This window comes from Pseudohaliea rubra DSM 19751, from assembly GCF_000764025.1.
Lineage (GTDB): Bacteria > Pseudomonadota > Gammaproteobacteria > Pseudomonadales > Halieaceae > Pseudohaliea > Pseudohaliea rubra.
Map to the genome: position 1 here is coordinate 75683 of NZ_KN234753.1, position 24862 is coordinate 100544.

Below are 24862 nucleotides of genomic sequence, written 5' to 3' on the forward strand. Positions count from 1 at the left end.
CTCTTGTCGTGGTCCGGTATCTTGGCTTGGCCGCTCCACTGAAGCTCTTCTAGTTTTCAATTGGCTTTGGCTTTAGCCGTTGATGTACGTAGCTACGGTGCCAAGCCAACGCTTCAGGTGCCGGTGCAAGTGCCGGGTCCGTCGGCGGCCGCAATGCGACGCCATGATACTGTTCGAGAGGGGCGTTGGGCGGAATAGCAAGCACCATGTCAGGTATGCGGAATTCCCCGTTGTCATCAACGTAGGCAAGGCAGTTGTCGAACGCCCAATGCAGTCTCCTGTTGAGAAGTAGACCATTTCGGGCATCATCAGTGCCTGCCAGTGATCTTGGTACTATGTGGGCAGCCTCCAACTCCGAACGTCCATCTGGTGAAACACAGCCCTCGCCTGAAACAGTACACTTGTGGGCGTAAAGATCCAGTAAGCGGGACCTGAACGCAGTAGACCTTGCAACCCTCATGCTCGCGCGCAGTTCGAGCCTGTTGGGTTCATCGAACAGCCTGAAGTCTTGCTGCTCTCTGGCTTCTTCCTGTCTGCCGGCAGCGTAAACGTCTTGCTCGGTCGGTGTTATCTGCGTGTCATCTAGATCCATTTTTCCGTAACGTCGGTTCGCTCCCAGAACCTGCCTAAGCCACCGGTAGTCTTCAGTCCCCCGACGTACGAGAGTGAGCCGAAAAAGCCGAGGCGACGAGCTGCTGCGCTGAAAGAGGACGTAGTCTTCGGCACGACTGCGCTGCCGAAGCGGCCCCAAGTTGCCAGTCAACCTGTACTCCTTGGGACGTGTCCCTCCCCACGTTTGTGACTGAAACCTTGTTTGAACGACGTCTTCTAGACGGCCGTCAACTACAAGCTCTGCTTCAATGCGAACGGTCTGCGTCGATTGCGTCACAGAAAGAGGGGACAGTTGATCAACAGGAAAGCAGTCAAGCATCGCTCGCGCCACTACGATTCCGGCGACATTACTCCTGCACTCGCCCGAGTCGTTTCTGGGAAGGCGCTTGAAATACGGAACAGACCACTTCGGGTCTGCAAGGATACGAGGCAGGAACACTATAGCCTCCAGTTTTGCGTTGTTGTGGGCGGAAAAGCTCGTTATTGGCCTATGAAAACGGCGGAGTGCGGGGAGTGTCAACCCGGTAGTCTTATGCAGAACCAAACGTTTTCCACGTAACTCCAGTGATTTGGTGCCGACGTTGGGTTCACCCCCGTTTTTGCGGACACTTCAAAGAAGCCCGATACTGGGCAAAAGGAGTGTCGTTATGGCCAAGAGAAGAAAGTACAGTCCGGAGTTCAAGCGCGGCGCTGTAGAGCAAGTACGGCAGCCAGGTGTGAGCTGCGCACAGGTGGCTCGGGAGCTGGGCATCGGGGCTAATCTATTGACCCGCTGGAAGCGTGAGGCCGAAGTCGAGGGCACCAGAGCCTTCGGCGGCACAGGTAATGCGCGTGACGAAGAAGTCGCCCAGCTGAAGCGCGAGCTCGCGCGTGTGAAGAAGGAACGCGATTTTTTGCGCGAAGCGGCAACGTTCTTTGCGAAGGAATCGTCCTGAAGTACCGGGCGATCCGACGTTGTCGCAGTGAATTCCCTGTTCGCATGATGTGCCATTGCCTGAAGGTCTCGCCCAGCGGCTACTACGCCTGGGAAGCTCGCCCGCCGAGCCCTCGTCAGCGCGACAATGATCGTCTTCTCGCTCGTATTCGCGAGATTCACTCGGACAGCCAAGGTGCCATAGGCGCGTTTCGGATGCATGAGGATCTCGTCTTTGAGGGCGAAAAGGCCAGCCTGAATCGAGCGGCGCGACTCATGGCGAAAGAGGGTCTGCAAGGCTGGCCGCGCCGCAAGAAGCGTGGCCAGCGCGGTACGCCTGGCTCGCCGCCGGCAGGCGTCAAGAACCTGCTCGAGCGAGATTTCACCGCCCTGGAGCCCGAAAGCAAATGGGTTACCGACATCACCGAAGTGAAGACCGGCGAGGGCAAGCTTTTCTTGTGCATCGTCCTCGATCTGTTCAGCAAGCTCGTTCTGGGTTGGTCGATGCACCATCGCCAAGACCGCAAAATGGTTCTACGGGCTGTGGAGATGGCAGTCTGGCAGCGTGAGAGCGAAGGCGCCCTAATTCTGCATTCGGATCGCGGTAGTCAGTTTTGTAGCGGTGACTACCAGCGTTTCCTGGAGCGCAACACGCTCATCTGCTCCATGAGTGCGGTCGGCCACTGCGGTGATAATGCGGCCTGCGAGGGATTCTTCGGGCTGCTCAAGCGGGACCGGACGAACCGGGTGAAGTATCCGACCTATGACACGGCGAGAGCCGATGTGTTTGACTATATCGAGCGTTTTCATAATCCTCGCATGCGGCGACGGCTTGCACGTCAGGATTTGAAGTTCGCGAGCTTTTCAGAACCGTCCGTGGAAATGGGGTAGAACCCACCTGATTGTTAGGCGCAGAAGCGCCGTTCATGCTAACTTCATCCATAGGCGATCTTTCATCTTGGTTAGTGCTGATGGGTTTGCCGGGGGCCTCGGTGATGCTTGGCGGCTGCCGAGGCCCCTCTCTTCCTTGGTTCCCGCTACCGGGGCAGGGACTTGTCATAGCCATTCGGTATCCACCTCGCCTTCCGTCTCTGGCTGAACAAAGGTGCTGACCTCCCAGCCGATGTACCTGTAGTGCCTTTCGCTTGGGATTAGCTGGCACATCTCGGCTACAGCGGGCTTGCGCTTTCGCTCGATCCTCGCCCCTTTTTCCTTAAGCCGAGCCACGGTCTCGTCAGGCTCCTGGACCCGATGCTTTTTGAGCTCCCAGGCCATGACCCACTCACCGGCCCTATCAAGGAGAACCCGAAGGGTCGTTGCCTCGTCCTCAGGAAGGCGGACGGTCGTCGTCTTTGCCGAGAGCGTCACATCAACTAGTGCCTCATCACTCATGGGGTACCTCCTTTGAGTCCTCAGCGGCTTCCGTTGAAGCTTGGACTTCAGCAGCAAGACCTTGGTCTCGCTCTTGGATTCGCTGCTCCATCCACTCCTCCACCTCGGAGAGGACCCAGGCCCGTGACTTTCCGCCAGGTACAAGCGCAAGGCTCTTGGGGAACCTGCCGTCTGCGGTCAGGGCATGAATGTAGGAGCGTGAGAGACCCGTCATGCGGGCGACCTCGCCGATCCGTACGAGACGGGAGGGTGTGCGGCTATGGTCATGTTTCGAAGCGCTTTTCATAATTGATGCCTTTCAAAAGTTGAGGTTTGTGGCCGATCAGTTCTGACCGGTTCAGCTCAAAGTCTGAGGCAGCGAAAAACGGTTTTCTGAAAAAAAATGCCTATCAGCTGAAACTATTTCTGTGAAAAGCATCGGACGCTGTGCTAAGTGACCGAAGTCGCGTTCAACTGATGCTTCGTTTGCGACGCGAGCAGACCGTGGCTGACTAAAATGCAGGCCTTCGTAGTTGGTGCTGGGCGGCAGCGTTGAGCCAGCTACCCGGCGACCGCAATAAGTCGGAGTGGCAGATGGAGGGGCCTTGAGGTTTCCCCATCAAGAAAGGCTGGTGGCAAGGAAAACAAAGACTTAGCGCGGCCTTTTTGGCAAAGCTGTGGGGAGGGGTGTGAGCCGTAACATACTGGCTTTACGAATAAAAATCGCAAGCTGGCAGTTGGCTTTTAACCAATTGGTCGCTGGTTCGAGCCCAGCACGGCCCACCATTTTTCAAGAGCCCTTTACGCCCACCAGCTGCCCGGGAGCCCCTCGTTTATGGAGTCCTCCGTTTACGATGAAGGGCCGAGGCGTAGCGTGAAGGAGTACTGACTCCTTCCCCATAACTACTGTCTTTCCCCACAAAATCCACTGAAGTTGCTCTGAAGGGTCCCTGCGGCCCCCGCTTCGCTCAGGCCTTCGGGTCCCTGATTGTGAAGTCCGGTGCAGGCGCCACAGTCTGCCCTTTCCGGCGGTAATGCTTGCGGGTGAGTTGTGCGGAGGAGTCTGCCAGCAATTCACTGCCTGCAGACTGAACAACTGTTGGGCCCGGAGAGCAAAAGCCTTGCATAGCGGCCTCGGAAGCGGCCAAAGTAGCGGTCAAATCGAGGGGAAGAAACTTCTTCTTGATTTTCTAACTATATGATATTTCTGGATGTATCGATATTTTTATGTGGACAAAGAAGTGGCCAACAATAAGGACAAAAAGGCGGACAAGAGGGTAGGGGAGGCGGCTCCTGCCGAGGCGCCTCCTGACCGCGGAGAGCGTGCCGGGCTTCTTGAGCCGCTCCTCGTGAGTGATACCTCCCGGCACAGGGCTGCGCTGTCCGATCTCGCGCTGGAGCTTACCGCTGAATCGACGCGGTTGCGGACCGCGCTTCCGGAAAGCATTGCTTCTGCGCTCGCGACCCTCGTGCGCGCCATGAACTGCTACTACAGCAATCTCATCGAAGGTCACGATACCCATCCCGTCGATATCGAGCGAGCGCTGGCTGACGATTTCAGCGCCGAGCCGAAGCAGCGCAACCTGCAACTGGAAGCAAAGGCCCACATCGAGGTTCAGAAATGGATTGACGAGGGTGGTCTTGTCGGCCGAGCCACGACCGAAAGCGGCGTCCGTGAAATCCATGAGCGCTTCTGCGCGCACCTTCCACCCGAACTGCTGATTGTCGAAGACAACGAGACTGGTGAAGAGCTCGACATGATTCCGGGTGCCTACAGAGTCCGCGATGTCATCGTTGGTCGACACGTAGCGGTGAGCCCGGGCGCCGTGCCGCGTTTCATGCAACGTTTTGAGGAGGGTTATGCAAAGCTCGGGAAGACTGATCGCATCCTTTGCGCAGCGAGCGCGCACCATCGGCTGTTATGGATACACCCGTTTTTCGACGGCAACGGCCGCGTGGCCAGACTCATGTCGCATGCGTTGCTTCTCGAAGCGCTTGATACCGGTGGCCTGTGGTCCGTCGCGCGCGGACTTGCCCGTGCTGAGTCGGAGTACAAGAAGCTGCTCCAGGCTTGCGATCTGCCGCGCCGGAATGACCTCGACGGTCGCGGCAACCTCAGTGAAGAAACGCTCGCAGAATTTACGCGTTTCGTTCTCGAAACCTGCATTGACCAGGTGACATTCATGCGGGGACTCATGGAGCCCGAGCGGCTGCGTGACAGAGTAATGATCTGGGCGGAAGAAGAGACCCGCGGCGGCCGCCTGCCGGGCAAAGCAAAAGAGCTTCTCAGCGCCATTCTTTACCGCGGCGAGGTCCAGCGCGGAGACGTAGCAGAAATTGTAGGGGCGAGTGCTCGAACGGCACGCCGCGTTGTGTCAGAGCTGACGGATATTGGCGTCGTACAGTCCGCCTCGCCGCGCGCGCCGGTTCAGTTGCGATTTCCGGCAGAGCTCGCAGGTCGTTGGATGCCCGGACTGTTTCCCGATAAGAAGTGATGCGCGGGACCCGATGGTTAGATGTCCAAACGCCGCGCGGCGCAGATCGCCTGTCGTCCATTTGGGACGAACGCGAATGATCGAGGACATGGACTTCATAGAAGGCGAAACCCCGCTCGACCCGGGCGAACTCCCGCTGCTAGGTCGCTGAACGGGCAGTCACCGACCTGACCGAGCTGCCGTCACCACCTGGCGATGTCAACGCCATCGGGGTGGCGTCCGCGTTCGCGCTCAGTGAATGCAATATCGGGGTAAATGTCACTGTCAGCATTGCTGTGGGAGCGCCCATGGAGGTGGGCTCCGGTGGCGTCGGCGTGTTCAAGGTCGCCGAGACATGGACTGCGATTGCCGGCGCCACGGCATGGCCCGGGGCCCTACAGCACGTAGAGACGCAGCGGCATCCAGAGTCCCATGCCCATCATGATGAGGTTTTCCGTGAGCGAGACAAAACCAAGCGGCACGGTGCTGTCGCCGCCTACGCAGGCGCACTTGAGTTCGCGACGATCGATATAGACTGCCTTGAAGACCGAGACGGCGCCCACGGTGCCGATAAACAAGGCGATGGGTGCCGCCAGCCAGATCAGTGCCCCCGCGAGCATCAGGATGCCGGCAAGGGTTTCCGCATAGGGGTATATGTAGCCGTAACGTACCTGTCGTTGCGCGAGCAGATCGTAATTCAGAAACATGGTGCTGAAACTCTCAAGGTCCTTGAGTTTTTGCAGTCCCAGCAGGGTCATGGCGATAGCAATGGCGTACTCTGCCAGCAAGGGGCCGGCGAGCGTTCCCCACAGCTGCCAGTGCATGGCTATACCCATGGCCAGCGCCGTAGCGAAAAGGACAATGACCGGGACATAGGTGCTTTCATCGCTAGCCGGGACAGCCAGTCCCACATGCTCACGCACTTCCTCATAGCCGCCAATCCGCTCGTTGCCAATAAAGACCTGCGGCGTTGTGTCTACGCCATGTTCTGACTTGAACGCATCGATCTCTTCCCGTGAGGTAAGCGTGTGGTCCTCGACCTGATAGCCCTCGCGCTTGAGAAGATCAAGGGTCTTGAGTCCGAAGGGGCAGACATGTTCGCTGGTCTGCATGCGATAAAGACGGGCTTCCCGGACTGCTGCGCGTTGTTTTTCCGTTGCCATGGGATCTTCCCTGCTCTGCCTCCTCTGTTAAAGCAAACGTAGCAGACAAAAAGAAGCCTCGCTGTCCAGTGAGTACTGCCGGCGCTGTAAAGTTGCCTGCAGCCGGCGGGGCGTTGCTTTTCAGATAACTATAAGTAATAATAATTCGCATTAGTATTAACAACCCCAAGCCGAGAGCTGAGCTATCGTCATGCGTACCCATCCTCTTGCGGCCGCCGTCGCCGCCGCTGTTGTCTCTGTTTCCACCGTTGCAAGCGCCGCGTCGGATCAAAAAGTTCTTGAAACGGTTGAGGTTTTCGGGAACCGCGAAAACAGCGTACCCGGTGCGCTGCCAGCGCTGCAGGACGGGAAGATCTTCGCCGGCAAGAAGACGACGCTGGTCGATCTGACCGAGCAACCCGCGTTTGTTGAGCCGAACCTGCGGCAGATGTTCTCCCGGGTGCCCGGCCTGTTCGTGTCTGATCAGAAAATTCCCAGCATCTACAACGTGAATTACCGGGGCCTCGGCAACCCGCATGAATCCGAGTTCATTGCGTTCTTCCAGAACAACGTCCCGCTGGCCGCCGACCCTTTTGGCTACCCCACCATGTACTACATGCCGGCGGCCCAGCGGGTGGAGCGGATCGAGTTCGTGCGGGGCGGTGGTGGCCTGCTTTACGGCCCGCAGATCGGCCCGGTGCTCAACTTCGTCACGCGGCGGGCCGACGCGTCCGCGGGGCCGTCATTCCGGACCGATCAGGCCACGGGCAGCGACGGTCTCTACAGCACCTACAACGAGGCGCGTTGGTCCCACAACGATGTGGGGTTCATGGCTTCCTTCGACCATCGCAGCGCCGACGGCCCGAGAAGGAACGAAGACTACGAGGTCAACGCCGGCTACTTCGGGGTGTCCTATGAGGGGTTCGACGGGATTCGTCTGGGCTTTGATGTCGACCTCTACCAGTCCGATTCCGGCGAGGCGGGCCGCCTCACGTCGCAGGAATTTGCCGACGATCGCGACCTTGTGAAAACGCCTTTCAATGCGGTGGAAATCGACCAGATCATTGCCACGTTCACCTACGAGCAGCAGATCAACGAGTCGGCGACGCTCGACGCCCGTCTCTGGTACCTGGGCATGGACCGCCTGAGCCGGCGCTCAGCGCAGTTCACCGACCCCGCCAATGAACCGGCGACAACGGCCATCGACGAGCAGCAGTTCAACAACTACGGCTTCGATCTGCGCACAGCTTTCGCCTGGGGTGGCAACAACGTGCTTACCGTCGGCACCACCGGTTACCTGAGCGACAGCCCGCGGACGCGCCATGTGAGCGACGACATCCGTTCCAGTCGCCAGAATCCCGCGGACCTCGCCTTCGAGATCGATCGCGGCGTCAACTACACGGCCCTGTTCCTGGAGAACCTGTTCAGCTTCGGCCGCCTCAGCGTGGTGCCTAGCGCGCGTTACGAGCGCATCAACTACGACCTGGAAGACGTGGTAACCAGTGCCAGCCTCAACCGCGGCCCTATCGACCTTGATCGCACCTCCAATGAAACGCTCCTGGGCCTGGGCCTCATGTACCAGACCGGCGACACCTCGGAGCTTTACGCCAACGTGTCCGAGTCGTATCGCCCTCAGCGGTTCGATGACCTGATCAATCCGGCCTCAGAGCTCGCGGGTTCGAACGGTCCGGGCGTATCGCGCGGGGTGAACTACGAAATCGGTTACCGCAGCCAGCCCACGGAAAGGCTGGTATTCGACATCAGCCTGTTCCGCGTCGACTTCGAGGACAAGATCGAGCAGATTCAGGTGAACATCGCCGATGTCGAGCGCGTCAACAGCGGCGACTCCCGGCACCAGGGACTGGAATTCAGTGTCGAGTACGCCGTGCTCTCTGACGGCCCCCGCTCCCTGACCCTCTTCGCCAATGGTTCCCTGCTGGATGCCGAGCTTACGAACAGCGTCACCGCCAGCCTGGAGGGCAACGACCCGGCTTTTGCACCGGACCATGTGATCCGTGCCGGGTTTATCTATGACGATACAAAGTGGAACGCCGCGCTGACCGCAACGCTGGTGGGCGATCAGTACTGGCAGGACTCGAACCTGCCGCGCGGCGTCGGTGCGAAGCTTATTGAGGCGAGGATTCCCTCCTACGAAGTCGTGGACTTCAGCCTGGAATACCGCCCCGTGGCGCGCTGGACGGTCTATGGCGGCGTCAATAACCTCCTGGACGAGGACTACTACAGTCGCGTGCGCAACGACGGTATCGAACCGGCGCTGGAGCGTACCGTGTACGCGGGTGTGCGTTTTGCCGTGAACTAGTCGCCGCCCGCGACGAGGGGGCCTGCGGCCCGGGGCAAGCCTGCATCAAGGTTGGCCGCCTGCCGCCGACGCTGCACAGCTCGTCTTCAGCCGGGCGCTGTCCGGTGTGCCTTCAGTCGGCGACAAAGCCTTTCCAGGTCGCCATGTAGTCGATGAACGGCTCGCCGAGCCCCTCCTGCGCAAGGTACGCCCGGGAGACCGGGTTGGCCACCGGCTCGAAAGCCGGGTCCGCAGCGATGCGTCGGGGCAGATCGTGGTGCAGGATCGCGGCGCGACCGGTAAGCACGAAGTCGGCGCCTTCGGCGAGACAGCGCGCTGCGGCAGCGCCGCTGCGGATATTGCCGGCGCTGCCGAGGCGTACCGTGCCGCGGTCGATACCGGCAAAGAGTGAGAGCAGGCTCTGGCCCTCGTAACCGGCTTCTGCCGGTTCCTTGAAGCCATCCCAGAGCGACATGTCGAGGAAGTCGAGCTGTCCTTCGCGACAGAGCTGCTGCGCGAGCTCGAGCATTTCGCCGAGGACGATATCGAAGCGCTCCGGCGACAGGCGCAGGCCGAGGAGGAAGTCGGGGCGGCAGCGTGCGCGTATCCCCTCGATGATCTCCAGGAGCAGCCGGGCCCGGTTCTCCAGGGAGCCGCCGTAGCGGTCGCTGCGCTGGTTGATGCCCGGGCTGAGGAACTGCCCGAGCAGGTAGCCGTGGGCGCCGTGCAGCTCTACACCGTCAAAGCCGGCCTGCTCGGCGCGTTTCGCAGCGTCAAGGAAAGCGTCGGCGACTTGCGTCACCTCGTCCTCACTGAGGGCGCGGGCGCCGAATTCGGTATTGTCCGACGGGCAGAGCGGCGCCTCACCGATCGCGTCTGCGGGTGACCGCATGCCCGCGTGGTGCAGCTGCAGGATCGCGAGGCTGTAGCCTTCGTGGATGCCGTTAGCGAGACGGGTGAGACCGGGGAGGTGGTCGTCGGAAAAGCAGCCAAGCTGGCCCGGGAAGCCGAGCCCCGCGGCCTGCACGTGAGAGGCACAGGTCATGGTCGCGCCGAAGCCGCCGTGGGCCCGCAGCGTGAGCCAGCGGTACTCGTCGTCGGACAGCGTGCCGTCGGCGTAGCTTTGCAGGTTGGTCAGCGGGGCGAGCATGAAGCGGTTTTTCATGCGTGCGCCGCTGGCAAAGGCGAGGGGCTCGAAGAGATCGCTCATCGGTGCTCTCCAGTTACCGTAAAGGCGGCGAGTATACCGTCTTGCCGGTAAACCGCGTCATGCGGCGCCGTCCACGAGGATGACGCAGCGCTCGCCGGCGAGGTCAGCGCGCACCTTGTCATTCAGCACGAAGTTCGCCCGGTGGGCATCCATCTTCGCAAACAGCTCTTTGCGCAGCCGCTGGCGCAGGGCGGCAGAGTGGAAGCGGCGAACGTCTTCGGCCGTCTCGAGAATCAACGGCGGCACCGGCACCAGCTCGCCGTCGTCCGCTTTCGCCACGAGGGTGAAGTAGGATGTGTTGGTGTGCTTGACCACGCCCGTCTGCACGTTCTCAGCGATGACCTTGATGCCCACGACCAGGGAGGTGCGGCCGACGTAGTTCACCGAAGCCAGCATGGAGACGAGCTCGCCGACTTCGACCGGTTGGAGGAAGTTCACTGCGCCGACCGCCACGGTGACGCAGTAGGCACCGGCGTGCTTGCTGGCGCAGGCATAGGCGACCTTGTCCATGAGCGAGAGCAGGGTGCCGCCGTGAATTTTGCCGCCAAAGTTGGCGTAGGACGGAATCATCAGTTCGGTGATCGTTGTTTTCGAATAGCTTACCGGGTGTCCTTCCATCGCCAGCCCCTCCCCGGGCTCCACCATGAGTGCCCTGACCTTAGCCCAGCCTCGGACTTATTGCACCGTCACCCCCTGCCGTGCGCTGCCGCTAGCTCGCCCAGCCTTTCCAGCGAGAGGGCCTCGAACTGCTCCCCGGTGAGCTGCCAGTCCCAGTTGCCCGTGGGCTGCCCCGGCGTGTTCATGCGTGCGCTGGCGGGAAGAGCGAGGAGGTCCTGTGCAGAGACAATGACCGTACGCGCCGGGGAAGCCATGAGCAGGTTGAGAAGTCGCGCGACGGTCACCGCGGCGTCCTCGTCCAGTGCCACGAAGCGCGCCAGGCGCTCGCGTGCCGGCTCGTCAAGTTCGCTCTCAAGCCAGCCGCGGGCGGTGTTGTTGTCATGCGTCCCGAGATAGGCCACGCAGTTCTCCGGGTGATTCTGCGGCAGGTAGGGGTGGGCGTCATTGTCCTCATTGAAGGCGAACTGCAGCACCACCATGCCCGGCAGGCGGTAGTGATCCCGGAGGATGTGCACGTCCGGTGTGATCGTGCCCAGGTCCTCGGCGACGACCGGGAGCGGGTCGAAGGCGGATCGTAGCCGGTCGAGGAGCTGGTAGGAGGGCACATCCCGCCACTCCCCGGCGGCTGCTGTTTCCGCACCGGCGGGCACGCGCCAGTACTGGGCGAGCCCACGGAAGTGGTCTATGCGCAGGACATCGACGCGGCCGAGGAGCGTCCCCAGGCGCAGCACCCACCAGCGGAAGTCCTCGGCAGCCAGCCGATCCCAGTCGTAGACCGGGTTGCGCCAGAGCTGCCCGGTGGCGCTGAAGTAGTCCGGGGGAACGCCGGACTCGGCCACGGGTTTCAGCGCGGCGTCGAGCTGGAACACGTCCGGTCGCGCCCAGACGTCGACACTGTCGAGGTTGACGTAGATAGGCATGTCGCCGAACAGCCACACCCCGGCGGTGCGGCAACAGTCGTGGAGCCGCTGCCACTGACGGTGAAACAGATACTGCACGCGTTTTTCCCTGGCAATGGCGCTGCCCAGTGCGGCGTGGGCCTCGGCCGGCGCCGCGCCGTGGCGGAAGCCAAGCGGTGCCGGCCACTCCGACCAGGCCCGTGGATCCTGCGTTTTCAGGGCCGTGAACAGCGCGTGGTCCTCAAGCCAGTCCGCCTCCCGCCTGCAGAAGGCGCGATAGCCGTCGTCGTCCCCGGTAGCGGTGAGGCGATCGGCGGCCCGGGCGAGTAAAGGAAGCTTCAGGGTCCGCGCCCGCGCGAAGTCCGCGTGCCCGGTGTCCGGCGCCGCCGGGGCTGCGAGCTCCGCGGTGGTGAGCAGCCCGTCCTTCGCCAGGTCTTCCAGGCTGATGAGCAGCGGGTTCCCTGCCCGGGATGACGGGCTGAAGTAGGGCGACTCCCCCGCCGCGGCGCTGGTGGGGTTGAGCGGCAGCACCTGCCAGTAGCGCTGCCGCGCCGCGCCGAGGCGCCCGGCCAGTTCCCGCGCGCGGGCGCCCAGGTCGCCCACGCCCCAGGGCGAGGGCAGGGAGGTAATGTGCAGGAGCACGCCGCTGGCGCGCCCGGTGAGTGGTGCCGTCATCGTTTTGTCATGGCCAGGGGCTTTCCGGGGGCCTTACACTATGATGCCAGCGGATGGCTGTGAACAGAGGAGATCACCCTGGAACTCCTGCCCGGCGACCCGTCCCGGCCCGGTGCGCACGGCAGCGCTGAGGGTACTCATTTCGTCCTGTACTCGGCCCACGCCGAGGCGGTGGAGCTGTGCCTGTACGACGACCGTGGTGAGCGCGAGCTGGCGCGGCTGCCCCTGCCCGGCCGTGACGGAGATCATTGGCACGGCTTTGCCCCGGGCATCAGCCCCGGACAGCGCTACGGCTACCGGGTCCACGGCCCCTGGGACCCGGATCGGGGCCACCGGTTCAACGCGGCGAAACTCCTTCTCGATCCCTACGCCCGGGCGCTGGACCGCTCCTGCCCCTGGCACCCGAGCCAGCGGACGCAGGGCGAAGGCGGCGAGCCGGACCCGGCGGACAGCGCGGCCCACGTGCCGCGGGCCCTAGTGACCGGGAAGCTTCCGGCGCCATCGCGCGGGCCGGAAACCCCCTGGGCCGCTACCCGCCTCTACGAACTGCACCTGAAAGGCTTCACGCAGCGTCACCCGGCGCTCACTGACAGGGAGCGGGGCACGGTGGCCGGTCTCGGTGCGCCGGCGATCGTGGCCTACCTCAAGGCCCTGGGCATCACTGCCGTGGAGCTGCTGCCGGTTTTCGCCTTTGCCGATGAGGCGTTTCTGGCGGCGCGCGGTCTTGTCAATTACTGGGGCTACAACCCGGTGGGTTTTTTCGCAGCCCATCCGCCCTATCTCGCGGGAGGAGGTCCGGACGCGTTCCGGGCAATGATCGAACGGTTCCACGATGCCGGGCTCGAGGTCATCCTCGACGTTGTCTACAACCACAGCGCTTAGGGCGACGAGACCGGGCCGACGCTTTCTTTTCGCGGTATCGACAACGCGAGCTACTATCATCTGGAGCATGGTGATCCGGCGCGCTACGTCAATGACACGGGGTGCGGCAACACCCTGGCCTGCGATCACCCGGCCGTGCGCCGCCTGGTCCTCGATAGTCTGCGCTACTGGGCCGGTGATCTGGGGGTCGATGGTTTTCGCTTTGACCTCGCGCCGGTGCTGGCGCGCGGTCCGCACGGCGTAGACCCGCATGCGGCACTCCTGCGGCAGTTAAGCGATGACCCGCTGCTCTCGCAACGCAAGCTCATTGCGGAGCCCTGGGATAGCGGCCCTGGCGGCTACTGGTTGGGGGCCTTTCCACCGCGCTGGGGCGAGTGGAACGATCGTTACCGGGACAGTGTGCGCCGCTTCTGGCGCGGCGACGACGGGGAACTCCCGGAGCTGGCCCGCCGGGTGCACGGCTCCGGCGACCTCTTCGAGGGAGCCGGCCGCGCGCCCTGGGCGAGCATCAACCTGGTTACCAGCCACGACGGCTTTACGCTGCGCGATCTGCTCAGCTACGCGCAGCGGCACAACGGGGACAACGGAGAGGGCAATCGCGACGGGCACGGTGAAATTTCAGTGACAACAACGGCCATGAGGGGCCCTCCAACGACCCCGCTGTGGAGGCGCTGCGCGCCCGGCAGGCACGGAATTTTCTGGCCACGCTGCTGCTCTCGCAGGGTGTGCCCATGCTCCAGGGCGGCGACGAGCAGGGTCGGAGCCAGCGCGGTAACAATAACGCCTACTGCCAGGACAACGAACTAGGCTGGGTGTGCTGGGACGAGGCAGACACTGCCCTGCAGGCTTTCACCGGTGCCCTGTTGGCCCTGCGTGCCGGGGAACCGTTGCTGCGGGCGGACCGCTACCGCCACCGCGATGCCGACAATGACGGCCAGCGCCTGGCCTGGCTTGCGCCGGAGGGCGGTGAGCTGGGCGGGAAGGCCTGGCATGATCCCCGCCGCTGTTGCGTCGGCTGTCTGCTGGGGCAGGACGGGGGTCATGGTCCTGCGCCATACTCGCTGTTGCTGGTGATGAACGGGGGCGAGGAACCGGTGTCTTTCACGCTGCCCAAGGCGGGCCCATGGCAGCGCCGCGTGGATACCGCGGAGGCACCCTGGGTTTTCCGGGGAGAGCCTGTGGCCGGGGCCAGCACCGAGGTGCAGGGGCGGTCCCTGCAACTGCTGAGGGGCGGGCCCTGGACGCCCGCCGGAGAGGAGGGTAGACAGTGAGCGCTGTAAATGTGCCCGGTGAGGGGCAGGCGCTGGCGGACGCAGTAGCCCGCCACTACCACCTTACCCTGGGCAAGGACCGGGCGGGGGGTGATCACCATTACCTGTATGAGGCTTTGGCTCTCGCGCTCCGGGACCGACTGGTGGGCCGCTGGCGCCGCACCCGGGGGCAGGCAGACGACAGCCGCCGCCGCGTTGCTTACCTGTCCCTTGAGTTTCTTATCGGCCGCAGCCTCCACAATGCCTTGCTGTCTCTGGATCTTGAAGCCGAGGCCCGCGAGGCGGTGGCCGCCTTCGCCTGCGATCTTGAGACCGTAGAGGCGGAGGAGCGCGATGCGGGTCTCGGCAATGGCGGCCTGGGGCGCCTAGCGGCCTGCTTTCTCGACAGCTGTGCCACCCTGGCGTTGCCGGTCACCGGCTATGGCATCCGCTACGAGTACGGAATGTTCCAGCAACAGCTGCGGGACGGTTACCAGGTCGAGAACCCTGATCGCTGGCTCCGCGACGGCAACCCCTGGGAATTCGAGGTGCCAGAGCGCATCCGCCGGGTGCATTTCGGCGGCCGTGCCGAGGGTTATCGGGACGACCATGGGCGCTGGCGTCACCGCTGGGTCGATGCGCAGAGCGTGCTCGCCATCCCCTTCGACATGCCGGTGCCCGGCTATCGCAATGGGACGGTGAATACCCTGCGCCTCTGGCGCGCCGCGGCCACGGAGGAGTTTGATCTCGGCGAGTTCAACGCCGGCAGCTACACGGATGCCGTGGATGCCAAGACCCAGGCCGAGAAAATCACCATGGTCCTTTACCCGAACGACCAGAGCGAGGCGGGCAAGGAGCTCAGGCTGCGGCAGCAGTATTTCCTCGCCTCGGCGAGCCTGCAGGACATCCTCGCCGACTGGCTGGCCGCCCACGGCGAGGACTTCACGGGCTTTGCCGATGGCTACTGCCTTCAGCTGAACGATACACACCCGACGGTGTCGATCCCGGAGCTTATGCGCCTGCTCATGGACGAGCACGGGCTCGGCTGGGATGCTGCCTGGGCCATTACCCGCGAGAGCTTCGCCTACACCAACCACACACTCCTGCCAGAGGCCCTCGAGACCTGGTCCGTAGCCCTGTTCGGCAGCCTTCTGCCGCGGCTGCTGGAGATCATTCAAGAGATCAATGCCTGCTTTCTCACGGAAGTTTCACGGCAGTGGCCCGGTGACGTCGACCGGGAGCGGCGCATGTCGCTCATCGACGAGGCGGGAGACCCGCAGCTGCGCATGGCCTACCTCGGCATCGTCGGCAGCTTTTCTGTTAACGGTGTCGCCGCTCTGCATACGCGGCTGCTCACCCGCGGCCTGTTCCGCGACTTTCATGAGCTCTGGCCTGCGAAGTTCAACAACAAAACCAACGGTGTTACCCCCCGCCGCTGGCTCGCCTATTGCAATCCGGGCCTTGCGGCTCTCATCGACGAGACCCTGGGCGATGGCTGGGTCTGCGATCTCGAGCGGCTCCGGGAGCTGACGCCGCGCGCGGAGGATCCGGCCTTCCGTGAGCGTTTCGCCACGGTGAAGTTCGACAACAAGCGGCGCCTGGCCGGGCTGGTGGCCGACAGCTGCGGTGTTGCCTTCGATCCGGCGATGCTGTTCGACGTGCAGGTCAAGCGCATCCACGAGTACAAGCGACAGCTGCTGAACGTGCTCCACATCATCCACCGCTACGACCGGGTGCTGCGCGGCGACACCGCGGGCCTCGCGCCGCGCTGCGTGCTCCTTGGCGGCAAGGCGGCGCCGGGTTACGCCATGGCCAAGGCGATCATCAAACTGGTGAACAACGTAGCCGCGGTGGTCAACGACGACCCGCGGCTGGCGCCCTGGCTGCGGGTCGCCTTTCTGCCGGACTACAAAGTCACCAGCATGGAGGTGGTCTGCCCCGGCGCCGATCTCTCCGAGCAGCTTTCCACCGCCGGCAAAGAGGCTTCCGGCACCGGCAACATGAAGTTCATGATGAACGGGGCCGTGACCATCGGCACCCTGGACGGGGCCAACATCGAGATTCTTGAGGCCGTGGGTGAGGATAATTTCTTTCTCTTCGGTCTCACTGCCGAGGAGGTTGAGGCCCGGCGCCCGAACTACCGGCCCCGGGACGTGGTGGCGGCGGACGACGATCTGCAGCGGGTGCTGCAGCTCCTTGAGAGCGGCCACTTCAGCCTGCTCGAGCCCGGAATCTTCGACGCTGTGCTCGCCGCCATGACAAGCCCCGCTGACCCGTGGATGACGCTGGCCGATTTCCGTTCCTACGTCGACGCGCAGCATCGGGTGGATGCCGCCTGGCACGACCGGGAGGACTGGCTGCGCCGCTGCATCCTGAATACGGCGGCCAGCGGCCGCTTCTCCTCGGACAGGACGATCCGGGAATACGGGCGGGACATCTGGTTCCGCAAAGGCGCCACGCGCTAGCGGGCAACGAGAGGACCGCCCTATGGTAATCAGCGACGACAACCCCCGTTATGTCAGCCGGCTGACCCGCAACACGCTGGGCCCGGTGCTCGCCGGCGGCCGCGGTTCCCGACTCTACGAGCTCACCAGCTGGCGGGCGAAGCCGGCGGTCTACTTTGGCGGCAAGTACCGGATCATCGACTTCCCCCTGTCGAACTGCGTGAACTCCGGGGTGCGCAAGATAGGCGTGCTGACGCAGTACAAGGCGCACTCGCTGATCCGGCACCTCATGCGCGGCTGGAGCCACTTCCGCCGCGAGCTGGGCGAGTACATCGAGGTACTGCCGGCCTCCCAGCGTTACTCTGATGACTGGTATCAGGGCACGGCCGATGCGGTATACCAGAACCTCGATATCATCCGCGCCGAGCGGCCGGAATTCGTCCTTATCCTCGCCGGGGACCATGTTTACAAGATGGACTATGGCCCGCTGCTGGTGGAGCACGTGGAGTCAGGAGCCGACATGACGGTCTGCTGCCTGGAGGTGCCAGTCGCGGAAGCGGCCGGTACCTTCGGCGTTATGGAGATCGATAACACGGGCCGTGTCGTCGGCTTCCAGGAAAAACCCGCGCAGCCGGCGGAAATCCCCGGACGCCCGGGCTATTGCCTGGCGTCCATGGGCAATTACGTCTTCACCACCGACTTTTTGTATGAGCGACTTATCGAGGATGCGGCGACGATAGGTTCGACCCACGACTTCGGCCACGACGTCATCCCCGCCATGATCGAGTCCTGCCACGTGCACGCCCACCCCTTCCGCGACCCGGTTAGCGGCGACAAGGCGTACTGGCGCGATGTGGGGACCCTCGATTCCTACTGGCAGGCAAACATGGAGCTGGTAACGACCACGCCCCAGCTCAATCTCTACGACAGCGACTGGCCCCTCTGGACCTACCAGGAGCAGATGCCACCGGCGAAGTTCGTCTTCGACGACCCCGGTCGCCGGGGCCTGGCGCTGCAGTCCATGGTCGCGGGAGGGTGTATCATCTCTGGCAGCGAGGTTCACGGCTCCGTGCTTTTTTCCGGGGTCTATGTGCACCCGCATTCGCTGGTGGATGGCGCTGTGCTCCTTCCCGACGTTGAAGTCGGCTCGGGGACGACGCTCGGTCGGGTCATCGTTGACCGGAACTGCCAGATACCGGAGGGTATGCAAATCGGACTCAACCCGGAGGAAGACCGCAGCAACGGTTTCCGGGTTTCCGCCGGCGGTGTAACGCTCGTGACCCGCGGCATGCTCGGCCAGGCCGAGGGGTCTCTCTAACAGGTAACAGGAAACAGCCCAGGATGGATGCAATGAACCGGGAGCCGGGTGGGGCCGTGCGCCGCGTGGAGACTCATCCCTTTAACGGTCAGAAGCCCGGAACCTCGGGCCTGCGTAAGAGCGTGCGGGAGTTCAGCCAGCCGCACTACCTGGAGAACTTCATCCAGGCGATTTTCAATACCCTGGGGGCCGAGGTCCGGGGCACCCTGGTCCTGGGCGGTGACGGTCGCTACGGCAACCGCGATGCGATCCAGCGCATTCTCCGGCTGGCGGCGGCCAATGGCTTTCAGCGGGTCGTCGTGGGCCGGGGCGGGATCCTGTCCACGCCCGCCGCCTCCTGCCTGATCCGCAAGCTGGAGGCAGACGGCGGCATTATTCTCTCTGCCAGCCACAACCCCGGCGGTGCCGACGGCGATTTCGGAGTGAAGTTCAACGGCGCCAACGGCGGGCCTGCATCGGAGCGTGTAACGGCGGCCATTCACCGCGAGAGCGGCGTTCTCGATCATTACCTGACCTGCGACAGCGCCGCCCTTGAACTCGACCGCGATGGTTGCCATGACCTTTGCGGTATGCAGGTAGACGTGGTCGACCCGGTGGCCGATTATGCCGACCTGCTCGAAACGCTCTTTGATTTTGATGCCCTGCGCGAGATGCTCGGAGGTGGGCGTTTTCGCATGCGCTTCGACGCCATGCACGCCGTTACCGGTCCCTATGCCCGGGAGATCCTCGAGCGGCGTCTCGGCGCCGCCCAGGGTACCGTAATGAACGGGGAGCCGCTGGAGGACTTCGGCGGCGGCCACCCGGACCCGAACCTCGCCCATGCCCGCGACCTGGTGGACCTCATGAACGGGAACGATCCCCCGGCCTTCGGCGCGGCGTCCGATGGCGACGGCGACCGCAGCATGGTGCTCGGCCGCGGCGGCTATATTAATCCCTGCGATTCCCTGGCGGTGCTCGCTGCAAATGCTCACCTGGTGCGCGGTTACGGTGACCTCGCCGGCGTGGCCCGTTCCATGCCTACGAGCCGCGCCGTGGACCGGGTCGCCGAGGCCCGCAAGCTGCCCTGCTACGAGACACCCACGGGCTGGAAGTTCTTCGGCAATCTCCTCGACGACGGCCGCATTACACTCTGCGGCGAGGAGAGCTTCGGCACCGGGAGCAGTCACGTGCGCGAGAAGGATGGGCTCTGGGCCGTGCTGTTCTGGCTCAATATCATTGCGGTGCGACGGCAGCCGGCGCGGGCTATCCTCCGCGAGCACTGGCGTCAGTTCGGTCGGGATTACTTTACCCGCCACGACTACGAGGGGGTAGACAGCGTAGATGCCGAGGCGCTCATGGCCAGCCTGCGCGAGCGTCTCGCCGGTCTGCCCGGCCAGGCCTACGGCGAGGAGACCGTGGAATGCGCGGATGACTTTGCCTACGAGGACCCGGTGGACGGCAGCGTCAGCCAGGGGCAGGGCATCCGCCTGTACTTCAAGAGCGGCGCGCGCGCCGTGTTCCGCCTCTCCGGTACCGGCACGGCGGGCGCGACCCTGCGTCTTTACTGTGAGCGCTACGAACGCGACCCGACGCTGCTCGAGCTGGACACGCAGCGCACGCTGGCCCCGGTGCTTGGCGCCGCCGCAGCGATCGCAGGCATCGAGGCGCATACCGGCCGTACGGCCCCCGACGTCATCACCTGAGCGCACCCGTGCACATCCTCATGCTTGCCGCCGAAGACGGTGCCCTCCCCGGCGGCAAGGTCGGCGGTATGGGTGACGTGCTGCGCGATATCCCGCCGGCGCTGGCCGCCCTGGGTCACCGGGTGACGGTGCTGACCCCCGGCTATGGCCGGCTGTCGCGGCTCCCCGGAGCTCGCGAGGTCGGCATGATGGCCGTACCCTTCGGTGGCCGCAGTGAGCGCCTTGGTCTCTTCGAGCTGCCCGCACGCGGTCCCGGCGGGGCCGTCCGTCAGTTGCTCCTGGAACATCCGGCCTTTGCCGGACCGGTCTACTGCAACGATCCGCCGGAGCGCCCCTTTGCTACGGATGCGAGTAAATTCGCCCTCTTCTGTGCCGGCGCCGTGCGCGGACTGCTCGAGGGGGAGCTGCCCATGCCGGACGTGGTGCATCTGCACGACTGGCACATGGGTACCTTCGCGCTGCTGTCGCAGGCCCAGCCGCGGCTGGCGGGGCTGCGCCGGGTGTGCACGATCCACAACCTCGCCATGCAGGGCATCCGACCCCTGCGTGCAGATTCTTCCAGCCTCGGCGCCTGGTTTCCCGGCCTGGTGCCGCTGCCTGCGGCGATCGACCCCCGGTATCCTGACTGCTACAACCCGCTGCGCGCCGCCATTGGGCTCTGCGAAGCGCTGCACACGGTGTCGCCGACCTACGCCCGAGAGATCTGCGACCCCGCCAGCGGGCTCGGTGAGGGGCTGCAGCGGGACCTCGCTGTAGCGCGCGATGCGGGGCGGCTGCACGGCATCCTCAACGGCTGCGACTATCCCGGGCAGCCGCCGGCGCTTTTGCCCCACGCCGCGTTTTTCGCCCTTGCGGGGCGCGAGGTGGAGCGCTGGCTCGCAGCCGATGCTGTTACCCGGGCGGCGCATGTACTCGCCCTGCGCCGTATTGATGAACGCCGTGCCGCCCCTGCGGCGCCGGCGCGGCTGCTCACGATCGTGGGCCGGCTGACGGCGCAGAAGGTCGGCATGCTCGCCGCCGGGCTGGAGGACGGACGCCCGGTGCTCGACCACCTGCTGGAGCAGCTGCGGGACGATGAGCTGCTGGTGGTCCTCGGCAGCGGTGATGCGGGGCTCGAGCGCTTCTTCAATGAGGCTCAGGCGCGTAGCGATCGGCTCCTGTTCCTCTGCGGTTATTCCGAGGCGCTCTCCGAGCAACTCTATCGCGCCGGTGAACTCTTCCTCATGCCGAGCAGCTTCGAGCCCTGCGGCATCGCCCAGCTGCTTGCCATGCGCGCGGGGCAGCCTTGCCTTGTGCACCACACGGGGGGGCTGGCCGATACGGTGCGGGACGGGGTGAACGGTTTTGCCTTTGCGGGCGAGACAGAGGCCGAGCGTCTGCGGCAGCTGCTGGCCCGGTTTCGCGATGCGCTGCGCCTCCTGCGCAACCACCCGCGCAAGCGCGACGCCTTGCGGGAAGCCGCTCGCGCCGTCCGCTTTCCCTGGGCCGATGCGGCGCGTGCCTACGTCGAGCGGCTGTACCATTGATCCACCGGCCTGCGGCCGGCGTCGCCATCAGGGTGCCTCTGCGGGCAGGAAGAACAGCGTCGAGAGCGGCGGCACGGTGACTCTGGCGGAGCAGGGCTGGCCCTGGTGCGGCGTCGCGCTGGCCTCGATGGCACCGAGGTTACCGTGATCACCGCCGCCGTAGAGCGCGGCGTCGGTGTTGAGTATTTCCCGCCAGCGCCCCGGAAGCGGCAGGCCGACGCGCCAGTCCCGGCGCTCCACCGGGGTGAAGTTACAGAGCACGGCCACCGGCGGATCCCCCGGTTCGCCGAAGCGCAGCCAGGCGAACAGCGACTGTTCCGCGTCGTTCGCCTCCAGCCAGCGGAAACCGTTGGCCTCGCAGTCCCGACGGTGCAGGGCCGGCGTTTCCCGGTAGAGGGTGTTGAGATCGCGCACCAGGCGACTGATGCCGGCGTGGTCCGGGCGTGCTGCGGTGGCCCAGTCCAGCTCTCCGGCCTGGGCCCACTCTGCGGGCTGGGCGAATTCGCCGCCCATGAACAGCAGCTTCTTGCCGGGGTGGCCCCATTGAAAGCCGTAGTAGGCGCGCAGATTGGCGAGCTTCGCTCGATGGTCGCCGGGCATGCGGCCGTAGAGGGAGCCCTTTCCGTGTACCACCTCGTCGTGGGAGAGGGGCAGGACGAAGTTCTCAGAGAAGGCGTAGTGGATGCCGAAGGTCATTTTATGGTGGTGGTGGCGGCGGTTGATCGGGTCTTCGCCGAGGTAGGCGAGGGTGTCGTTCATCCAGCCCATGTTCCACTTGAAGCCGAAGCCCAGGCCGCCGTCATGCACCGGGCGTGAGACGCCGGGAAAGGCCGTGCTTTCCTCGGCCACGGTCATGACTCCCGGCGCTTCGCCGTACACGAGCCGGTTCATGCGCTGGAGAAAGTCGATGGCCTCAAGGTTCTCCCGACCGCCGTGGCGGTTTGGCAGCCATTCCCCTTCCCCGCGGGAGTAATCGAGATAGAGCATGGAGGCCACGGCATCCACGCGCAGCCCGTCGATGTGGTACTCCTCGAGCCAGTAGAGGGCGTTGGAAAGCAGGAAATTGGCCACCTCCCGGCGTCCGAAGTTGTAGATCAGCGTGTGCCAGTCCGGGTGAAACCCCTGCCGGGGGTCTTCGTGCTCGTAGAGGGCGGAGCCGTCAAAGCGGGCAAGGCCGTGCTTGTCAGCCGGGAAATGGGCGGGCACCCAATCGAGGAGTACGCCGAGGCCGCGGCGGTGGGCCGCGTCGACGAGGTCGCGGAACTCGTGGGGCGGGCCGTGGCGGATCGTTGGCGCATAGAGCCCCACGGGCTGATAGCCCCAGGAGCCGTCAAAGGGGTGCTCCGACAGGGGCAGGAACTCGAGGTGGGTAAAGCCGAGCCCGGCGACGTACTCGACCAGTTCCTCCGCTGCCTCCCGGTAGGAAAGCATGCGGTTGTCTTCGGCAGCGCGGCGGCGCCAGGAGCCGAGGTGTACCTCGTAGATACTGATCGGGGCGCTGCGTTCGTTGCGGGCACCGCGGCCGGCCATCCAGTCGGCGTCGCGCCAGCGGTAGCCGCTGAGATCCCGCACCACGGAAGCGGTCTGTGGCGGATGTTCAGAGCCGAAGGCCACCGGGTCGCTCTTTAGCGGCAGCTCGGCACCGCGCTGGTCCAGGAGCCGGTACTTGTAGCGCGCGCCCTCGCCGACGCCGGCGATGAAGGTCTCCCAAAGGCCGCTGTCGCCGGCAGGGTGGAGGGGGTTGGCGGCCGGATTCCAGCCGTTGAAATCGCCAACCACGGCCACGGCGGAAGCGTTCGGCGCCCACAGGGCAAAGCGGGTGCCGCCAGCCCGCACCTGGGCACCGAGTACCCGCCAGAGCCGCTGGAGGGTGCCCTCGTTGAAGTGGTAGCGCTCGCCGGCGCTGAGGAGGCCGGCGCCGATGGATGGAGCCCGGTCGCTGTCGTTGTGCTCTGCCATAAATACGTATAACTCCAACCAGGGTGAGCGCTGACGCACGGGCGTACTGCGACCGGGGCCGGCAACGCGCCGTGGCGCCGCCGCCGACCCTTTCGCTATGATGCCACTCTCAGCCACCCCCGAGGTATCCATGGCCCGCCCCCTACCGCTCCTGCTTCTCCTTGCCGCAGCGCTGCTGCCCGCGGGGTCTGCTGCTGCCACCGTGACCGCTTTCCGCGACTGCGTGGCGGGCCTCGGCGAGCGCGCCGCCGCCGCCGGGGTCAATGGCGACCTCATCGCCCGCGTCCTGCCCGCGCTCTCGCCGCTGGAGCGAGTGATCGCGCTCGATCGCAGCCAGCCGGAGTTTGTGCAGACCTTCCCGGCCTACCTTGAGGCCCGGGTGACGGAGTCGCGCGTCGACAAGGGCCGGGAGCTGCTCGAGCGCCACGGCCCCTTCCTCCGCACGCTCCTCGCTCGCTATGGTGTGCCGCCGCGCTATCTGCTTGCATTCTGGGGCCTGGAGACAAACTACGGCGGCTACCTCGGCAAGGTCCCGACCCTGGACTCGCTCGCGACCCTGGCCTGCGACGCGCGTCGCTCCGAGTTCTTCGCCGGCGAGTTCGTCAATGCCCTGCAGCTCGTTGAACGGGAGGCCCTGCCGCTGGAGCAGCTGGTCGGCTCCTGGGCCGGCGCCGTGGGCCACACGCAGTTCATGCCGTCCTCCTACCTCCGCTACGCGGTCGATGGCGATGGCGACGGGCGCATCGACCTGTGGCAGAGCGAGCGCGACGCCCTCGCCTCCGGGGCGAACTTCCTGCGCAGCCTCGGCTGGGAGCCCGGGTTGCGCTGGGGGCGCCTGGTCGAGCTTCCCGCGGGCTTTGCTTACGAGCAGACGGGCTTCGGCAAGGCACAGAGCCTGCGCGCCTGGGCTGCCGCCGGCGTGACCCGGGCGGGCGGCGCACCGCTGCCCGCCCTGGACCTCGAAGCGGCCCTCCTGCTCCCGTCCGGGCACCGCGGACCGGCGTTCCTTGTCTATGACAATTTCCGCGTGGTCATGCGCTGGAATGCGTCCCAGTCCTATGCCCTGGCCGTCGGCCTGCTGGCGGACCGGCTCGCCGGTGCGCCGCCGCTGCGCCTGCCGCCTGAGCTTGCGGAACCCCTGCGCAAGGCGGACATCGTCGGCGCCCAGCGGGCGCTGAATGCCCTCGGCCTCGATGCCGGTGCCGCCGACGGCATCATCGGCAGCCGTACCCGCGCGGCCCTGCGGGCTTTCCAGCTCGAGCAGGGTCTGCCCGCGGACGGTTACCCCGATGCGAACACCCTGGAGGCCCTGCAACGCCGTGCGCTGCCCTGAGGCTTGCCGCTACTTCCGCCGCGCCCTCCTGGCCGCGGCCTGCCTGCTGCTCGTGGCCTGCCAGGGCGGTGGTGAGCTGCCGGATCTCGCCGCCGTGAAGGACGTCCCGACCCTGAAGCGCACCTTCTACGGGTTCCTTGTGCCTATCGTCACCCGGGAGAACGATCGCATCAGGGCGCAGCGGGAGGGCCTGGCGGTGCTCCGCGAGACCCTCGCTGCCGGCGAGCGGCCGGGCTGGCTGGCGCGGCGCCGCCT

18 protein-coding genes, 1 tRNA gene and 1 pseudogene are annotated in these 24862 nt (G+C 64.7%); 12 read left to right on the forward strand and 8 right to left on the reverse strand.

Annotation, left to right across the window (positions count from 1 at the left end; translation table 11 throughout):
- Nucleotides 1-49 precede the first annotated feature (49 nt).
- Nucleotides 50-931, reverse strand: a complete 882-nt coding sequence (locus tag HRUBRA_RS15780; protein ID WP_084592480.1) for an HNH endonuclease — start codon at nt 929-931, stop codon at nt 50-52.
- Between the two features lie 328 nt (nt 932-1259).
- Between HRUBRA_RS15780 and HRUBRA_RS05370 the strand changes: the two genes are divergently transcribed.
- Nucleotides 1260-2416, forward strand: a protein-coding gene (locus tag HRUBRA_RS05370; protein WP_144244397.1) for an IS3 family transposase whose coding sequence is annotated in 2 segments (ribosomal slippage) — nt 1260-1500 and nt 1500-2416 — 1158 coding nt in all. Because the reading frame shifts where the segments join, the coding sequence is not laid out codon by codon here.
- A gap of 165 nt (nt 2417-2581) precedes the next feature.
- Here HRUBRA_RS05370 and HRUBRA_RS05375 read toward each other — a convergent pair.
- Together HRUBRA_RS05375 and HRUBRA_RS05380 are read right to left on the reverse strand one after the other, a co-directional pair.
- Complete coding sequence (locus HRUBRA_RS05375) at nt 2582-2917, reverse strand: hypothetical protein (RefSeq protein WP_035515182.1); 336 nt, start codon at nt 2915-2917, stop codon at nt 2582-2584.
- Nucleotides 2910-3203 (reverse strand): helix-turn-helix transcriptional regulator, encoded by a 294-nt coding sequence (locus HRUBRA_RS05380; protein WP_035515183.1) that lies wholly within the window; start codon nt 3201-3203, stop codon nt 2910-2912. The genes HRUBRA_RS05375 and HRUBRA_RS05380 overlap by 8 nt, the downstream gene beginning before the upstream one ends.
- Before the next feature lie 378 nt (nt 3204-3581).
- On the opposite strand from HRUBRA_RS05380, the gene HRUBRA_RS15250 reads away from it, so the two are divergent.
- Both HRUBRA_RS15250 and HRUBRA_RS05385 read left to right on the forward strand, forming a co-directional pair.
- Nucleotides 3582-3682, forward strand: a tRNA-Lys gene (locus HRUBRA_RS15250).
- Between the two features lie 425 nt (nt 3683-4107).
- Nucleotides 4108-5391 (forward strand): Fic family protein, encoded by a 1284-nt coding sequence (locus HRUBRA_RS05385; RefSeq protein WP_084592481.1) that lies wholly within the window; start codon nt 4108-4110, stop codon nt 5389-5391.
- A 374-nt stretch (nt 5392-5765) separates the two neighbouring features.
- On the opposite strand, the gene HRUBRA_RS05390 is transcribed toward HRUBRA_RS05385, so the two are convergent.
- The gene (locus tag HRUBRA_RS05390) at nt 5766-6533 is read right to left on the reverse strand and encodes a MauE/DoxX family redox-associated membrane protein (protein WP_035515185.1); all 768 of its coding nucleotides are present in this window, start codon (nt 6531-6533) and stop codon (nt 5766-5768) included.
- Nucleotides 6534-6723: 190 nt separating this feature from the next.
- On the opposite strand from HRUBRA_RS05390, the gene HRUBRA_RS05395 reads away from it, so the two are divergent.
- On the forward strand, nt 6724-8832 hold the full coding sequence (locus HRUBRA_RS05395; protein ID WP_035515187.1) for a TonB-dependent receptor family protein: 2109 nt from the start codon (nt 6724-6726) through the stop codon (nt 8830-8832).
- 112 nt (nt 8833-8944) lie between these two features.
- Here HRUBRA_RS05395 and HRUBRA_RS05400 read toward each other — a convergent pair whose 3' ends face one another.
- Genes HRUBRA_RS05400 through malQ form a run of 3 tightly spaced genes read right to left on the reverse strand, consistent with a single transcriptional unit; the run spans nt 8945 to nt 12213 of the window.
- On the reverse strand, nt 8945-10021 hold the full coding sequence (locus HRUBRA_RS05400) for an NADH:flavin oxidoreductase (RefSeq protein WP_035515188.1): 1077 nt from the start codon (nt 10019-10021) through the stop codon (nt 8945-8947).
- Between the two features lie 57 nt (nt 10022-10078).
- On the reverse strand, nt 10079-10666 hold the full coding sequence (locus tag HRUBRA_RS05405; protein WP_236629791.1) for an acyl-CoA thioesterase: 588 nt from the start codon (nt 10664-10666) through the stop codon (nt 10079-10081).
- A gap of 41 nt (nt 10667-10707) precedes the next feature.
- A complete protein-coding gene (malQ, locus tag HRUBRA_RS05410; protein WP_035515191.1) occupies nt 10708-12213 on the reverse strand; it encodes a 4-alpha-glucanotransferase in 1506 nt (501 codons plus the stop codon).
- Between the two features lie 171 nt (nt 12214-12384).
- On the opposite strand from malQ, the gene HRUBRA_RS15545 reads away from it, so the two are divergent.
- The 6 genes from HRUBRA_RS15545 to HRUBRA_RS05435 all read left to right on the forward strand — a co-directional run bounded on the left by HRUBRA_RS15545 (nt 12385) and on the right by HRUBRA_RS05435 (nt 21315).
- Entirely contained in the window at nt 12385-13095 is a 711-nt protein-coding gene (locus tag HRUBRA_RS15545; RefSeq protein WP_201771545.1) for an alpha-amylase family glycosyl hydrolase, read from the forward strand.
- A 662-nt stretch (nt 13096-13757) separates the two neighbouring features.
- The gene (locus tag HRUBRA_RS15550) at nt 13758-14366 is read left to right on the forward strand and encodes a GlgX family protein (RefSeq protein ID WP_201771546.1); all 609 of its coding nucleotides are present in this window, start codon (nt 13758-13760) and stop codon (nt 14364-14366) included.
- Nucleotides 14363-16810 (forward strand): glycogen/starch/alpha-glucan phosphorylase, encoded by a 2448-nt coding sequence (locus HRUBRA_RS05420; protein WP_052094417.1) that lies wholly within the window; start codon nt 14363-14365, stop codon nt 16808-16810. Before HRUBRA_RS15550 ends, HRUBRA_RS05420 begins: the two co-directional genes overlap by 4 nt.
- 22 nt (nt 16811-16832) lie before the next feature.
- A complete protein-coding gene (gene glgC, locus HRUBRA_RS05425) occupies nt 16833-18107 on the forward strand; it encodes a glucose-1-phosphate adenylyltransferase (RefSeq protein ID WP_035515193.1) in 1275 nt (424 codons plus the stop codon).
- 32 nt (nt 18108-18139) lie between these two features.
- Nucleotides 18140-19789 carry an alpha-D-glucose phosphate-specific phosphoglucomutase gene (locus tag HRUBRA_RS05430; RefSeq protein WP_035515228.1) on the forward strand — a complete coding sequence of 550 codons (1650 nt, stop codon included), beginning with the start codon at nt 18140-18142 and terminating at the stop codon, nt 19787-19789.
- An 8-nt stretch (nt 19790-19797) separates the two neighbouring features.
- Nucleotides 19798-21315: a glycogen synthase gene (locus HRUBRA_RS05435; protein ID WP_035515195.1), complete on the forward strand. Its 1518-nt coding sequence runs from the start codon at nt 19798-19800 to the stop codon at nt 21313-21315.
- Nucleotides 21316-21342: 27 nt separating this feature from the next.
- Here the strand turns inward: HRUBRA_RS05435 and glgB are convergent, their stop codons facing one another.
- Nucleotides 21343-23274 (reverse strand): 1,4-alpha-glucan branching protein GlgB, encoded by a 1932-nt coding sequence (gene glgB, locus HRUBRA_RS05440; protein WP_035515196.1) that lies wholly within the window; start codon nt 23272-23274, stop codon nt 21343-21345.
- Nucleotides 23275-23404: 130 nt separating this feature from the next.
- Between glgB and HRUBRA_RS05445 the strand changes: the two genes are divergently transcribed.
- Entirely contained in the window at nt 23405-24607 is a 1203-nt protein-coding gene (locus tag HRUBRA_RS05445) for a lytic murein transglycosylase (RefSeq protein WP_035515229.1), read from the forward strand.
- A pseudogene (locus HRUBRA_RS05450) lies at nt 24594-24862 on the forward strand (glucosaminidase domain-containing protein); the annotation flags it as partial. The gene HRUBRA_RS05445 and the pseudogene HRUBRA_RS05450, both read left to right, overlap by 14 nt.

Bases quoted from the DNA above. Each gene is read 5' to 3' on its own strand.
- HRUBRA_RS05385 (WP_084592481.1), top strand. From the start codon at position 4,108: ATGTATCGATATTTTTATGTGGACAAAGAAGTGGCCAACAATAAGGAC.
- HRUBRA_RS05400 (WP_035515188.1), bottom strand. From the start codon at position 10,021: ATGAGCGATCTCTTCGAGCCCCTCGCCTTTGCCAGCGGCGCACGCATG.
- HRUBRA_RS05375 (WP_035515182.1), bottom strand. From the start codon at position 2,917: ATGAGTGATGAGGCACTAGTTGATGTGACGCTCTCGGCAAAGACGACG.
- HRUBRA_RS15780 (WP_084592480.1), bottom strand. From the start codon at position 931: ATGCTTGACTGCTTTCCTGTTGATCAACTGTCCCCTCTTTCTGTGACG.
- HRUBRA_RS05380 (WP_035515183.1), bottom strand. From the start codon at position 3,203: ATGAAAAGCGCTTCGAAACATGACCATAGCCGCACACCCTCCCGTCTC.
- HRUBRA_RS05390 (WP_035515185.1), bottom strand. From the start codon at position 6,533: ATGGCAACGGAAAAACAACGCGCAGCAGTCCGGGAAGCCCGTCTTTAT.
- glgB (WP_035515196.1), bottom strand. From the start codon at position 23,274: ATGGCAGAGCACAACGACAGCGACCGGGCTCCATCCATCGGCGCCGGC.
- HRUBRA_RS05395 (WP_035515187.1), top strand. From the start codon at position 6,724: ATGCGTACCCATCCTCTTGCGGCCGCCGTCGCCGCCGCTGTTGTCTCT.
- HRUBRA_RS05445 (WP_035515229.1), top strand. From the start codon at position 23,405: ATGGCCCGCCCCCTACCGCTCCTGCTTCTCCTTGCCGCAGCGCTGCTG.
- malQ (WP_035515191.1), bottom strand. From the start codon at position 12,213: ATGACGGCACCACTCACCGGGCGCGCCAGCGGCGTGCTCCTGCACATT.
- glgC (WP_035515193.1), top strand. From the start codon at position 16,833: ATGGTAATCAGCGACGACAACCCCCGTTATGTCAGCCGGCTGACCCGC.
- HRUBRA_RS05430 (WP_035515228.1), top strand. From the start codon at position 18,140: ATGAACCGGGAGCCGGGTGGGGCCGTGCGCCGCGTGGAGACTCATCCC.
- HRUBRA_RS05405 (WP_236629791.1), bottom strand. From the start codon at position 10,666: ATGGTGGAGCCCGGGGAGGGGCTGGCGATGGAAGGACACCCGGTAAGC.